Annotated in this window: 16 protein-coding genes; 1 reads left to right on the top strand and 15 read right to left on the bottom strand. The window is 45.4% G+C overall.

Annotated elements, in window-relative coordinates:
* Positions 1–81: 81 nt before the first annotated feature.
* From OX890_RS14090 to OX890_RS14100, 3 genes are read right to left on the bottom strand one after another with little or no spacing between them, the layout of a single operon-like run.
* Positions 82–597 carry a GDYXXLXY domain-containing protein gene (locus tag OX890_RS14090; protein ID WP_126492131.1) on the bottom strand — a complete coding sequence of 172 codons (516 nt, stop codon included), beginning with the start codon at positions 595–597 and terminating at the stop codon, positions 82–84.
* A complete protein-coding gene (locus tag OX890_RS14095) occupies positions 597–1,796 on the bottom strand; it encodes a DUF4401 domain-containing protein (protein WP_126492132.1) in 1,200 nt (399 codons plus the stop codon). Before OX890_RS14095 ends, OX890_RS14090 begins: the two co-directional genes overlap by 1 nt.
* A complete protein-coding gene (locus tag OX890_RS14100; protein ID WP_126492134.1) occupies positions 1,783–2,976 on the bottom strand; it encodes a DUF2157 domain-containing protein in 1,194 nt (397 codons plus the stop codon). Before OX890_RS14100 ends, OX890_RS14095 begins: the two co-directional genes overlap by 14 nt.
* A 137-nt stretch (positions 2,977–3,113) precedes the next feature.
* On the opposite strand from OX890_RS14100, the gene OX890_RS14105 reads away from it, so the two are divergent.
* Positions 3,114–3,959 (top strand): substrate-binding periplasmic protein, encoded by an 846-nt coding sequence (locus OX890_RS14105; protein ID WP_126492136.1) that lies wholly within the window; start codon positions 3,114–3,116, stop codon positions 3,957–3,959.
* A gap of 67 nt (positions 3,960–4,026) precedes the next feature.
* Here OX890_RS14105 and OX890_RS14110 read toward each other — a convergent pair whose 3' ends face one another.
* The 12 genes from OX890_RS14110 to OX890_RS14165 all read right to left on the bottom strand — a co-directional run bounded on the left by OX890_RS14110 (position 4,027) and on the right by OX890_RS14165 (position 12,551).
* Entirely contained in the window at positions 4,027–4,422 is a 396-nt protein-coding gene (locus OX890_RS14110; protein ID WP_006081319.1) for a hypothetical protein, read from the bottom strand.
* A 331-nt stretch (positions 4,423–4,753) separates the two neighbouring features.
* The gene (locus tag OX890_RS14115) at positions 4,754–5,158 is read right to left on the bottom strand and encodes a hypothetical protein (RefSeq protein WP_126492138.1); all 405 of its coding nucleotides are present in this window, start codon (positions 5,156–5,158) and stop codon (positions 4,754–4,756) included.
* A gap of 32 nt (positions 5,159–5,190) precedes the next feature.
* On the bottom strand, positions 5,191–5,655 hold the full coding sequence (locus tag OX890_RS14120) for a GNAT family N-acetyltransferase (RefSeq protein WP_126492139.1): 465 nt from the start codon (positions 5,653–5,655) through the stop codon (positions 5,191–5,193).
* Between the two features lie 19 nt (positions 5,656–5,674).
* On the bottom strand, positions 5,675–6,280 hold the full coding sequence (locus OX890_RS14125) for a GNAT family N-acetyltransferase (protein WP_006086351.1): 606 nt from the start codon (positions 6,278–6,280) through the stop codon (positions 5,675–5,677).
* A 423-nt stretch (positions 6,281–6,703) separates the two neighbouring features.
* Positions 6,704–7,327, bottom strand: coding sequence for a 2OG-Fe(II) oxygenase (locus OX890_RS14130; RefSeq protein ID WP_012587854.1), 624 nt, complete (start codon positions 7,325–7,327; stop codon positions 6,704–6,706).
* A 194-nt stretch (positions 7,328–7,521) separates the two neighbouring features.
* Positions 7,522–8,019, bottom strand: a complete 498-nt coding sequence (locus tag OX890_RS14135; RefSeq protein WP_071938834.1) for a GNAT family N-acetyltransferase — start codon at positions 8,017–8,019, stop codon at positions 7,522–7,524.
* Positions 8,020–8,074: 55 nt separating this feature from the next.
* Positions 8,075–8,623, bottom strand: coding sequence for an NAD(P)H nitroreductase (locus OX890_RS14140; RefSeq protein WP_268649430.1), 549 nt, complete (start codon positions 8,621–8,623; stop codon positions 8,075–8,077).
* 136 nt (positions 8,624–8,759) lie between these two features.
* Positions 8,760–9,353 (bottom strand): HvfX family Cu-binding RiPP maturation protein, encoded by a 594-nt coding sequence (locus tag OX890_RS14145; RefSeq protein ID WP_011846585.1) that lies wholly within the window; start codon positions 9,351–9,353, stop codon positions 8,760–8,762.
* Between the two features lie 70 nt (positions 9,354–9,423).
* Positions 9,424–10,296, bottom strand: coding sequence for a DUF6279 family lipoprotein (locus tag OX890_RS14150; RefSeq protein WP_268649431.1), 873 nt, complete (start codon positions 10,294–10,296; stop codon positions 9,424–9,426).
* Positions 10,297–10,442: 146 nt separating this feature from the next.
* Positions 10,443–11,591 carry a phosphotransferase gene (locus tag OX890_RS14155; RefSeq protein WP_268649432.1) on the bottom strand — a complete coding sequence of 383 codons (1,149 nt, stop codon included), beginning with the start codon at positions 11,589–11,591 and terminating at the stop codon, positions 10,443–10,445.
* Complete coding sequence (pnuC, locus tag OX890_RS14160) at positions 11,591–12,244, bottom strand: nicotinamide riboside transporter PnuC (RefSeq protein ID WP_126492149.1); 654 nt, start codon at positions 12,242–12,244, stop codon at positions 11,591–11,593. The genes OX890_RS14155 and pnuC overlap by 1 nt, the downstream gene beginning before the upstream one ends.
* 46 nt (positions 12,245–12,290) lie before the next feature.
* Positions 12,291–12,551, bottom strand: coding sequence for a hypothetical protein (locus OX890_RS14165; protein WP_126492151.1), 261 nt, complete (start codon positions 12,549–12,551; stop codon positions 12,291–12,293).
* Positions 12,552–12,649: the final 98 nt, after the last annotated feature.

Raw genomic sequence — 12,649 nt, forward strand, 5'->3', positions numbered from 1 at the left:
CCAGGAATAATCAATGTGATGGGGATAAATCGTTCTTAACAACATAAGCAGAGTCAATGGATGAAAGCCCTGACGCAGGGGTTATAAGGGCTCAAGTTTTTCATCGAGTAAATTGACCAGCAGTAACTCACCTTGGGCGTTCACCCTAAACTCGCCGTATTTAGCCGCACTGAAATGATCGGCTTGCCCTTCTTCAAAGAAAAAGCTGTTCGATGCGAGCTTGATTTGATTACCACGAACACGAAATTGCACCCGCAGCTGATCTTTACCCAGCGCTTGGTCAGTATAAAAATCCATAAAACGTGCCACTTTTTGCCCATCTAGTGCCAGCAACAACTGACCCTGCATTTGTTGCGGCGCTAAGGCGCTACGCACATCGCGGGCAATGGCATATTCCAGCGCCATGTAATCCCCCTGCATTAACGAGCGCGGATCGACTGGCGCTAATGCAAAGCGCACGACTTGGCCGTGATTAAGCAGTTGTTCGAATTTGAAAATGCGCCAATTCACGCCAGCAAGAATCGCAACAGTCGTGAACAGTACTATGCCCAGCGCCCATTTATGTGAAGCCGCCAGTTTTCCCATCACATTGCCCATCACATAGTCTCCTTGGCATTTTCATTGGCAGGAAATAACCGCCACACCAGCATCCTTGCCACCAGCAGCAGCGCGCCTAAACCCATCAAATAAGCAGATTTCAGCAGTAGTGTTGTTTCTAATGAATAATAATATCCACTGACAAACAGCAGCGCCGACACAATTCCCATACCTTTTAACCAAGGCTCATTGCAATAGTGGCCAAGCAAGATCAATAGGATAGCCGTCGATAATCCCTGCATAGGTAAAGATAAACCGCTAATAACCATTAAACCGAGAAAACAGCCTATCGCCGCCATTGAGCTGAGTGATTGTTGGCGTTCGCGAAAAACGCTTATCAATAACAATCCGCAAATAACGAAAATAATCGACAGATGGCTAAGCGTGAACCACAGACTTTGCTGCCAAGGACTGAATAAGGCTTCAAAAATACTGTCCATGCTAAAGGCATGCATCAGTTGCAATGTAATTAATGCCAGTGCAAAACCGTAGATAAGCATGCGCGCGCGGCGGTAATGACGTCCGAACCGATTGATATTGAACAACACTAGGCTAATGATTAAGGCAAACAGACTTGGGCAGACATTGAGCCATTCGAACTTAGCCATGAGGCCAATCACGCACCAACTTAAGCCAAACGCGAACACAAACTGGGCTAATCCATGGGCAATTAAACCCCACAACAGCAAGAGAATACCCGCCATACACAGATACCAGTTGAGGCTAAAATCATTGTCGATTAAATCATAGAATCCCCAAGCCACACTGATTAAACCACTCAAACAGGCGGCAAAAGCAAATTGCTCAATGAAGATCTGTTGCCGCGGCAAAAAATACAACCCAATGCCCACGGCTAAATAGGTTAAGCCGATAAATAAGGCGACGCCCTCACCTACCCGCTCAAAAATGGCGCCAAATGCCGCCATCATAAAACCCAATAGAAACAAAGCGGCTATCCAAGCGGCGAAGGCCTGCATAGCGGCAATATACCAAGGAATATCTTGGTTTTCTGGCATTTTGGGCGTGTTGACTTTGCCCTCGGCATACAAGGATTGCCACAGTGTTATCAGACTGGATTCACCCGATGCATCAATTGAAGCGGCATCCTCTTTTGAAGGAGACTTTAAAGGAGTCACTACTGAACCCGTTAAAGCACTGGTCACTCTTTCGCCATCCGGTAAGCCATTATTGTTGCTCATGAATGTCTCCCACTTTCCCTTGGGTCGCTCTCGCTGCGGGCTCAAGCTCTAATTCAGAGACAGGCTCTAATTCTGACATAGATTCTGACAGTGGTTTAAGCTTGCGACTGAGTTCCTTTAACCAAATACTCAAACCTGTGCTCGCCAAAATGATGTAAAGCCCAATAAACAAAAAACCACCTATGGGATCATTGTCCTCAAACATAAGCCGAATCAGTAACGCAGCACCCACGGCAATCAAGCTAAAACCGCCCAAGGCCAAGGGATAAATGCGCGGTAAGCGATAGCGAAAAATAACGAATCCCAACACCAGATGGGCAAGATAGCCACAAACTATCCAAGTACTAAAGCCATCACCTTTAAAGAAATCATCGAAAATCAGCCAAGTGATTAACCAAGTAAAACAGCCCATCGCAAACAGTGAACACGCATATTCGAGGATTGGCGCATGCCAGCGCCCCGCGATGTTGCGATCTAACAATACAAAAGCGTAATAGATAGCTAAATTCAAACAGATAAAGATCAGCAGTTGGCCTTGCTCATCCAAGAAGGCTCCCCATAAATGGGAAAAGGAATCTAAAAATATCCCTATACTTAGGTTAATAAGTCCCACCAGCAGCAGCCATAAACCATCGAATCCCGCCACCCAAGCGAAGGGCAAAATCACTAACGCCCACAGGGCGAATAACTGCCAAGGATCGGCGCCCGTTTGATAGGTTTGTCCAACCAGTGCTAATAAACCGCCCACCAATACGCTCGCGGCCAATAACACACCATTAGCTGTCGTCGCACCAAATCTGCTGTCGTTGCTGTCGTTGCATTGGTTACTGTGATTACTATGACTATGACTATGACTGTGACGAAGGGAATGGGAAGCAGTAGAAAGGGAATTGGCACGATAATAGAGCCAAGCAAATGCGCCGATGGCGAGCACTATCGCTACTTCAATAAGGCCAAATTTGGCAAAACGTCCGAGGGATTGCCAATTGTAGGCAAAGAAAAAAATCACCCCAGAGGCAAAGCTCAAGGCGCCAAACCAGAGTAATAAGTTAGCGATTAAGCCACGCCAGCTCGACGCATCTGGCAACACTGTGACCTGCCGATAAAGCGTATTCGCTTGCTCTTGCGTGACATGTCCCTGTTCAACCCAGCCACACACTTGAGATTTGATCTGGCTCAATGTGAGTTCTCCCTCATCCTGTTTGCGCTAGCTTACTATGACCTATTCAAAATTCGCACAATATCGACAGCGTTGAGTAAATTAAATTGTGTATACTTGTAAAAAATCATTAACCTTTGGCATGATTAGGGGTGACCATGGTAATAAGACAGTTGTATCGTCTACTCTTTAGTTTCATTTTAGGGATTAGCGTATTTTCGGCCGCAATAGCCCAAGATAACAATCAGTCGCCCACAGCAACTAATACAATAGTACCCAATACAACAGCGCCCAACACAATACCGACCATTCATGTCGGTGGTTATCAATTTTCTCCCTATGTGAATCTACAACAGGACGGCCGCTACACAGGCCTCACCCTTGATATCATCAATGCATTGAATCAAATACAACAAGAAGTGTTTTTTGAATTTACCGTCACCAGTGTTGAGCACAGATATAAAGCCTATGCCTTAGGTCGCTTCGACATGATGATATTTGAGAACCCCGCTTGGGGATGGCAGAAAATAGCGGATCAGTTTATTCCACTACACATGAGAGATGGGGAAGTGTTTATTGCGCTTAAGGCCAAAGCCCATAATCAAAATTATTTCAAAAACTTAACTAATAAGTCAGTCGCATTCGTTAAGGGCTATCACTATCAGTTTGCCCACTTTGAAACCAATGCTGACAAGTTGGCAAAGCAATTTCGCCCCTTGTTCGTCAGCAACAATAGAGCCTCTATCGAAAGCATTCTGCGCGAACGGGCAGATATAGCGCCCGTCACTCATTCCTATTTGCAGTATTATTTAAAGGTGAATCCACAAGACAGGCATTTACTTTTAATATCAGACAACTGGGACCAAGAGTACGATAACGGCATCTTACTTAGCCTCAGATCATCACTCGATGCTAAAAAGCTTTCACACTGGGTTCAGCTGCTTATCGACAATGGTAAACTGGCCGAACTCGCCGCCCAATACGGGATTAAGTCGAGCCAATAATTCGCTTTTTGTTTCTTCAAGCCGTTAACGCTTTAAGCGCGACGATTATCCAAAAGCGATCAGCGATTTAGGCGACGGACAAGAGTGGTCCCAGCATAGCCAAAGTGCCGATCAGCAAGAAAATTAAGGCTTGCACTATGATCATCTGGCCACTATTTGGCGGGCTCAAAGTGGCAATGTAAAACTGCCAAATCGCGAAGATCCCGTAATTCATCCCAAGAAATAACAATAAGCTAAAGGCATACATGCCTGGGATCACCTTAAGTGCGCAGGCTAAAAGTACCGCAGTTGAGGCCACAAAAAACACTGACTGGCAGTGAAATAAACAGCGCAACATTTGCTTGCTCTGCTGGGACACATTTGCCTTTAACAACGGCGCCAATAGAACACGTTTACCATAGATTAAATGGTATCCACAGACTCCAGCACTCAAGACAGTCGCTGCCATTAATGTTAAAACCATACTGCTCCTAGTTAGTGCTCATATTTGATGGTGTTTGCAAATCAATGCGTAAACAAAACGAGAATAGCAACCCTAGCGATAAGACCCTGAAAACCCCTGTTGAGTTTCAGCTTAACAAAAATAACCTAGCTGGCTAAGAATCATTGAGTCAACAGGACCGCAACCAATTCACATTGGCCTGATAAAAATTAACTCGCGTAACCCAGTGCTAAGTTCTTAGCGCAAAAAGGAGCCCTTAGGCTCCCTTTCTTCACATGTTTAAAATCACAATGCTTAAAATCACATGCTTAAAATCACATGCTTAAAAACCTGTGCTGACTATAACCTGCGACTACATAGTCGCCATAGTCCAATAATCTAAACGCTTTTGCGGATCGGCTAATAGGTTTTTACATTCTTCTTTATATTTACCCATTAACGCACCTAAGTTACTTGAGCCCCCTAAGCTTTCGATTTGACGCGCTTTAGCAGCGGCAACCGCTTGAGTCACCTCAGCTTCAGAGCTGTATTTCTTGGCTAAATTCTCAGACTCAATTTTAGAGCTTTTTAAACGCTCACCCACGGCCTGCATTTGCGGTGCGTTCATCGCCCCAATGGCTTCTGAGCTAATTTGATAGTAAGCGGCACATTCAATGGCTTCTTTACTAAACGCTTTTTCTGCTTCATCAGCCCAAACTGCAGTACTGGCACTCAATACTAAACCACCAAATACTAACGTTTTTACCTGAGTTAACATGTTACTTTTCCTTTTAATCGCCATAAATAAACCTACTCAAGCCCTCGGTGGATCTCAAGCTCGTAGATATAAAAATCTTGGTTACGCACAAAGCCTAAGCCTTCATACAAGCCCTGCGCGCGCTGGTTTTTTTGCTGTGTTTCTAACATCAAATAACTCATATTATGCGCTTTGGCATAACTGGCGGCCTGCTGCACTAGCGCTCGCCCAATTCCGACACATCGAGCATGTTGAGTCACATACACATCATTGAGGATCAACATTGGAGCCATACGCAACGATGAAAAGCTGGGATACAGTTGCACAAAGCCTAATCCAAGCCCTTGATTATCTTTGGCAATAAATATCACCGATGACTCATCTAACAATCTTGCATGAATAAACTGCTCCGCGGCCGCTACATCATCCCTGCGCCCATAAAACTGTCGGTACTCATTGAATAACACTGCAACCTCATGGGCATGAGTCACATCTGCTCGAGTTATAATGCTTGCCATGGGCCTTTCCTTTTTATCGTTAGAGTGTTGGCGGTCGTTGTCGCAATCGAAATTGCAGACTGTTTTTCACCGCTGGCCACTCAGCATCAATAATGGAATACACCACAGTATCGCGAATTGTGCCGTCTTTAAGAATTTTGTGATTACGCAACACACCATCTTGCTTAGCACCCAGTCTCGCAATCGCTTGTCTGGAGGCTTGGTTATGCCAATGAGTCCGAAACTCAACGGCAATTGCATCTAAGGTTTCAAAGGCAAAGGTCAATAGCAATAACTTAGCTTCGGTATTGATCCCCGTGCGCTGGGCACGTTTTGCATACCAAGTGTAGCCAATTTCAAGACGACGATTTTCAGGCTCCCAGTTGCAAATTCGCGTGCAGCCGACAATTTCACCGCTCACTCTATCCCGCACTGCAAAGGGAAAACTCTGACCCCGCGCTTTTTCTTCGAGGGCTTTAGTCACATAGGACTTGACCTCGGCGGGTTCTGGCACACTAGTAAACCACAAACGCCAAAGTTGACCATCTGTCACAGCTAAACTCAATGCCGCCACATGGGACAGAGATAAGGGCTCAAGCACAATATGCTCACCCGTTAAACAACCTAAGTTATCTTCACAGCCCACAGTCTCGCCTCCGTTAGATGATAGAAAAGTGTGTTGTTGCGCACATTTTTATCTAGCCTAACATTAAACGAGAATAAAAAAATACCCTATTTTCAGCATGATTGGACAAATTTATCCCATTGTCGGCGGCTTAGATTACCTAAAGCTTAAGAGTGTAAAAAAATTTGAAAAAATGAGTAGAAGGCAGTTAAATCAGATTGGGATAAATACTGCAGCGGAAGAATAAGTCACGAAATGGCCAATCAATATCCGAGAAATAGCCAATGACATTGCGCAGTCGCGATTAGTGATTAGTGATGACCCAAAGCGACAATCAAGAGCAAAAACACCTAAACCTGTGGGTGGCATTTAGGTGTTTGATATCAGTAGAAGTTAAAAACTGAAGTTAGAGCCATAGTTAAAAATCATAGTTAAACGCTAAAGTTAAAAGCCATGCACACTGTTACTGACCCTAAACCAACCCGCAATGCTATTACGCTGGGCCAAGGTTTTAGTCACTTCATGGGGAAAGCGCTCACTGAGAAAAATCACAAAATGGCCCATTTTAGGTGCGATGCGTTCAATCTCAATGTCAGCTTCATCATAGATAATCAACTCGCCACAATCCGCCGCTTTCCAATCAGGATTTAAGAAAAACACTGTGGTTAAGATGCGGTTTTGACTGCCTTTTAGCGCATCAACATGCTTTTTATAAAATGCCCCAGGCTGATATACCGCATAGTGGCTTTCATAATCGAATAACCCCATAAATAAGCGACGATTCAAGCCATTTTTGAGTTGCGTCATCAACTCAAGATATTGGGCATCGGGCTCATTGTGCTCTTCTAGCCACTGTATTCTGTCGCGGCGAATATCGGGATTTAATTGTTGCTCGGCGCCACGACCAATGGACGCAGCTTTTAGCTCATGTGCTTGCGTCGATTGAATTTTTTCCAATAGCACTTGGCTAATATTGTGAGGAACTAAGTCAGATAAAAAGATATAGCCTTTGTCTACCAAGGCATCAGCGATCACGTCCAGCATTGCTTCACTTAATTGCGAAACCATTATGCTACATCCAATAAAAGGGCTACGCTTTTGCTGTACTCAAGGGCTCAAGGAGGGATTAAGTGAGCCTGATTTTCGAGGGGCGTCAATAAGAGATATGATTGCCATATCTCGACAGTAAATTTTGCGGAATTTTAGAGTAAAGAACGCCGAATTACAATAAAATAAAAACTCATATAAACAATAAGTTATGACTAGCTAAACAGTTCAACAGGCTCATCATCTGGGCTGAGCTGTAAACACTGCTCAAACTGTAATCCAAGTTTGTTCAGCAATGCCTTTGAAGCACCATTATGGGCGCTCACAATCGCCACAATACGCTCAATACCTAAGCTTTTACCTAAGTCAAAAGCGGCTTTCGCGGCTTCGAATGCATAACCTTTACCCCAATATTGCGGCAAAAATGCATAACCTATGTCGACATTATCAAGCGTCGGCCGCTTGATTAAACCGCAGATGCCAATAGTGAATCCATTCTCTGCAAGCACGACGGCGTAAAAGCCAAAACCACAATCGGCGTAACTTTTCATCGGTCCATTGAGGATATAATCCTTGGCCTGCACAAGCGTACGTACTCCTCTGTCCCCAATATTCTCAATAAAGCCTTGGCTATTGAGCAAGACTAACATAAATGAAGCATCGGCTGGGGTTAACTGCCGCAGAATTAATCTAGGAGTACGCGCCACTTGCATAGGATTTCTCCACTAGAAATAGACAATGTTTATAAAAAAATAGCTATAAGCTTTTTCATAAATAACGGACGTATTGGCTGCCGTCCTTTAGCGGTTTTTGGGGTGCCACAACCGCTGGCGTACCGACATACAAAAAGCCGACGATTTGATCGTGTGGCTCAAGGCCTAAGGCGACATTCACATTGGCATCGAAGGCAAAATCACCCGTTCGCCATACAGCACCAATGCCTAAGGCAAAAGCCGCTTGTTGCATCGCCATCGTTGCGCAGCCCGCTGCAATTTGTTGTTCAAGTACGGGCACTTTAGGATGTTGCTGCGTTTTCGCCACCACGGTAATCACCATAGGCGCACGCATTGGCATGCCCTTAGCTTTATTAACGAAATCCTCATCGGCGCCGCTGGCTTTAGCCGCCTCAACAAAGATATCGGCTAAGGTGTTTAACCCTTGGTCAGTGGCAATAATAAATTCCCATGGGGCTAAGGCACCATGATCTGGCACACGAATGGCAGCATCTAAGATGATTTTTAATTGACTCGCATCGGGAGCGGGAGCGATTAATCGCGGGGTCGATTGACGGGTGAGCAAAAGTTCAATAGCGTCCAAGTTCTTATCCTAGTTCGATATAAATTGCGTTCAAGCATAGCAAATTGCAGGCAAAGAGGCATAAAAAAATCCCACCGCATGGGTGGGATTTAACGCTTTGACTGTGCTTAAAAATCGAGGGCTCTTTATAAAAGGCTTACTTAACCCCGCAGCGCTTAGCGATAAAATAATCTAGGCTAGTGTAACGACCGCCGCCTAAGGTGAAGAGTGCCAACAACATAATGAAATAAGTTGCCGCAAACTCAATGCCATTATTAAGTACAGCTAAGTTGCCTGAGCTGGTCAGCCAGTCGTAATTACCGTGCTCCTGCAATATTTCTTTGGCTTTCGCCAGTTTATCCCCAGCCTCAAGCACTCTGTCGTTGGCAAGCCAAGAACTGCCATCGGCAATCGCTAACCAGCCATTTGGCCAATGCACGGTAAATGCGGCGACCAACATAGTGACCATCAAAGGGATAGATATCAGCCGCGTCGCAAGCCCAAGCAGTAATAAGATAGCGCCAAAGAACTCGGTTCCCGCCGCCAATCCTGCCATTACCGCCGGCATTGGCAGGCCTAAACCCCAATCGGGATTGGCAAACCAAGCAACCGTATCGTCAAAGTGGGCGAGCTTGTTATAACCCGCTTGCATCAACACTGGCGCAAGGTAAATCCTGAGGGCTAATGGCGCTACGCCATCGAAATAGCGACTCATATTGAGCAATTTTTGGTAAAGGGATGCAAGTGGCATAGTGTCTCTCTTTGACTAATTTATTGGCTTGCAGGAATAGACCCTAGCAAGCCAATAAATCTTTCATGGCCTAGGCTTTTTTTGCACTCGCCTCTTTTTCAATGGCTTCTTGATTAAGCTCGGTAAGATCTTGAATGAGTCCACCCAACTTTTTATAAAAATGTTTCGACTGCTTCTCCGACAAACTCGTGTTCATCGCCAGCAGTAAGGTCCCAAATGCCTCAGTATTTTTACGCAAAAACACTTTATGTTGCTCAGACTTAAGCTCATCGGGCTGCGTCATCAACAGGGTCAAACGCTCAGTTAATAGCGCTTTATCTGCCCGCTGCCCAAGAGCAACTTCAAACTGACGTAACCATTCGTGGCGGTATTCGAGCCACATATCTAAGGTGGATAAACGCTGTTGATTATACTGATGAATAAGCACTTTTTGTTCTGCACTCACACTGCCAAGCCAGTCATCAAATTGCTCTTGAAGGTTTTCGTCGGCCTCTTTTTGTAACTGCGTTGGAGTTTTGCCGGCAAACTCTTTGACGAGCTCCTGCTCATCTTCCCGTAATTTGGCGAGGATTTGCTTCACCTGTTCATCGGACAAGGACATGATGATGGGCAGTAATTCTGGCAAGGCAAACTCAAACAAACGAAACCAATGCCGCTTAGCAATCTCCACATGCTCGGCCCATAATACTGGTGTTAAGGTATTGGTTTTGATGAGGCTTTCGACTTCGATTAATTGCACCACATAGTGGGACAATTCTTTGGATTGATGCCACAGGACAAATTTTTCAATGAGGGCGTCAAATGCCTTTTGCTGTGGTTTATCTAAGGTAACGTAGTCCTCTTGCTCCCAACCGATAGCCCAATCGAGAAAATGGTAACTGAATTTAGTGGAACAGGCGCTTAAGCCTAAGAGACACACAAGTAGCATCACGCCTTTTTTCATTCTGAATCATCCATCCTAGAACTGTTGCTAATATGACGCTTGAGCCTATATAAAGTTGCCTCTTATATCAAACAAGTTTGTCTAATAAAGGTTTTTAATATGTTAATACTTTGCCTGCTTTAAATCGCCAATCGTGCAGCTAATCGCTATGATGCTTGGGTGATGAGTGGCCAAAAACAATCAAACCATGCGAGATAATTGGCGCTACGACTGGCCTCCGTTTGCGCTGCCATCAATAATGCCCAGTAGCAAGCAAATACCCAGTACATGTCAATGGCGGCAGGCACGGCCGCTACGGCGTGGGACGTGACATAGGGATGTTCACTCAGATACTGCGTCACTAACTCGTTTTGCTGGGCTGGCGTTAACGCATGGGTCGCTAACACTACAGCTAACTCACACAGGGGATGCGACGCCGTCGCATACTCAAAATCAATACAATACAAGCGGTTGTTTTTGAACAACAAATTGTGGGGATTAAGATCGCGATGGCAAAACTGCGGCTTAATTAAACAGGCCGCTAAGTCATCACACCAATGTTTGATGTTGATTTGGATGTTAAGCAGCTTAGCCACTCGCTCACTCCAATCGTGCGTGAGGGCAAGAGAAGCCTGATAGGCAAGCATCTGCTGGTGATATTCCTGCCATTGCTCTGTGATACTGATGGCATAAGGACCTGTGGGCAGTTCCCGCAATTGCAGCAATAATTCCAGCAGTAAATGCGCAGCTGAGTTGGGATGCTTATCTTGCTGTATTGGCATCAGCCTAAGCTCATGATTTAAATAAGCTTGTTGTGAATCGCCGTGATGTAAAATGCCCAAAGACACTTGCCCCAGCATAAAATCAGCGGCACTGGTTTGGCGCTCTAAGGCAGACCAATGGATGAAGCATTTACGTTCAAAGCGTTCGCTATCAATCACATTGTGTTCAATTACTGCACACTCTGCAACGCTCGCTACAGCACTTTCGATAAGGTCACTCTCAATAAAATCACTGAGGTAATAGCGCTCATCTTCACTCACCCACAGCAGTGCTGGGGCAAGTTTAGCTTGGGCGAGTTGTTGCCAGTAAAAACGCTCCTGCTGGCGGGTGCAAAAACTGTCCGCCGCATCGGCATTGACCCGCAGCACATAACTGCCTGCAGGCGTAGTGATCTTATAATTATGATTACTCAAGCCGCCCGAAAGCTCGCAAATACTTAACACTTGCTCAAGCCCAGCTCGTTTGAGTATGGGCAAGAGTGCGTTGAATGATTCGCCCGCTGAGTATGGCTTAGCAGCGTTTACATCGAGCATTAACTGAGTAACTTCAAGGCATTGGCCTCACGGGCGTCGGCTAATGCAGTGCGCCAAAGGAAATACCCTACTACTGCAAGGCCCACATAGAGTACAAATAATAGCGAGGTCAACATCAATCCTTTACTGAGAAAAAGGTAAATTGACACTATGTCGATAACGACCCAGTAGAGCCAATTCTCAAGTACTTTCTTCGCGACTAAATAGGTCGTCATCACAGCGAAACAGGTCGTGGCCGCATCTAAATATGGGAATGCGGCCTGAGTATACGTCGCCATGCCGTGACCGACTAATAACGAAATAACGCCTGTCACCGCGATCAGTTTCAAGTGAGTTTTCAACGGCCAAGTGGTCACTTTAACCCCTTGATGTTTATCGCCGCCTTGGGTCCAGAGCCAATATCCATAGAGCGCCATCGCCATATAATAGATATTCAGCACTGACTCCATCAGTAACGACACCTTCCAAAACAACACAGTGTAAATGGCGGTACTGGCAAAAGCCGCCGCCCAGCACCAGACGCTCGCCTTCATCGCCAGCAGTAGATATGCCATGGCTAGCAATACCGCCAAGGCTTCCCATGCGGTCATCACATGGACTTCACCAAAGGCCGCATTCATACTCTCGACCATGGTTAACCATAAATCTGTCATTGTGTTGTTCTCACTGCCTATTTATCGCGTATGTGACGGTAAAGCATTATTCGCTGTGGGCTAAATTAAGCTCACCCCCGATAAACTTACACACAAATACTGCCTTGCCCCACTTCTCATGGGCAGCTTGCATCTCGGTAGCCAGCATAGTCATCACATTTAAATAATCGCCGCACACTTGAGTTGCCATCGCATTCGTCACGCGCTCGATATGAGGATAGCTATCCACCCGGCCAATGAACCACTTAATCGGATCGAGGTAGTTCTCATTGAAGGGATACATGCTAATTTCTGCGGTCAGTTTCATTTTAATTCCTTAAATTTGAGAGAAGCTGCAGCCCTTACACTGGACTACAGCTTAGTCATGAGTTAACCCAATAGGCTCATAGTGATATGTGCCATTAC

Origin of the sequence: Shewanella sp. DAU305, assembly GCF_026802235.1 — a bacterium.
Taxonomy (GTDB): domain Bacteria; phylum Pseudomonadota; class Gammaproteobacteria; order Enterobacterales; family Shewanellaceae; genus Shewanella; species Shewanella baltica.

Coding starts and splice junctions, on each gene's coding strand:
- OX890_RS14150 (WP_268649431.1), bottom strand. CDS start 10,296: ATGAAAAAAGGCGTGATGCTACTTGTGTGTCTCTTAGGCTTAAGCGCC.
- OX890_RS14115 (WP_126492138.1), bottom strand. CDS start 5,158: ATGTTAACTCAGGTAAAAACGTTAGTATTTGGTGGTTTAGTATTGAGT.
- OX890_RS14130 (WP_012587854.1), bottom strand. CDS start 7,327: ATGGTTTCGCAATTAAGTGAAGCAATGCTGGACGTGATCGCTGATGCC.
- OX890_RS14145 (WP_011846585.1), bottom strand. CDS start 9,353: ATGCCACTTGCATCCCTTTACCAAAAATTGCTCAATATGAGTCGCTAT.
- pnuC (WP_126492149.1), bottom strand. CDS start 12,244: ATGACAGATTTATGGTTAACCATGGTCGAGAGTATGAATGCGGCCTTT.
- OX890_RS14090 (WP_126492131.1), bottom strand. CDS start 597: ATGGGCAATGTGATGGGAAAACTGGCGGCTTCACATAAATGGGCGCTG.
- OX890_RS14105 (WP_126492136.1), top strand. CDS start 3,114: ATGGTAATAAGACAGTTGTATCGTCTACTCTTTAGTTTCATTTTAGGG.
- OX890_RS14165 (WP_126492151.1), bottom strand. CDS start 12,551: ATGAAACTGACCGCAGAAATTAGCATGTATCCCTTCAATGAGAACTAC.
- OX890_RS14135 (WP_071938834.1), bottom strand. CDS start 8,019: ATGCAAGTGGCGCGTACTCCTAGATTAATTCTGCGGCAGTTAACCCCA.
- OX890_RS14155 (WP_268649432.1), bottom strand. CDS start 11,591: ATGCTCGATGTAAACGCTGCTAAGCCATACTCAGCGGGCGAATCATTC.
- OX890_RS14120 (WP_126492139.1), bottom strand. CDS start 5,655: ATGGCAAGCATTATAACTCGAGCAGATGTGACTCATGCCCATGAGGTT.
- OX890_RS14095 (WP_126492132.1), bottom strand. CDS start 1,796: ATGAGCAACAATAATGGCTTACCGGATGGCGAAAGAGTGACCAGTGCT.
- OX890_RS14110 (WP_006081319.1), bottom strand. CDS start 4,422: ATGGTTTTAACATTAATGGCAGCGACTGTCTTGAGTGCTGGAGTCTGT.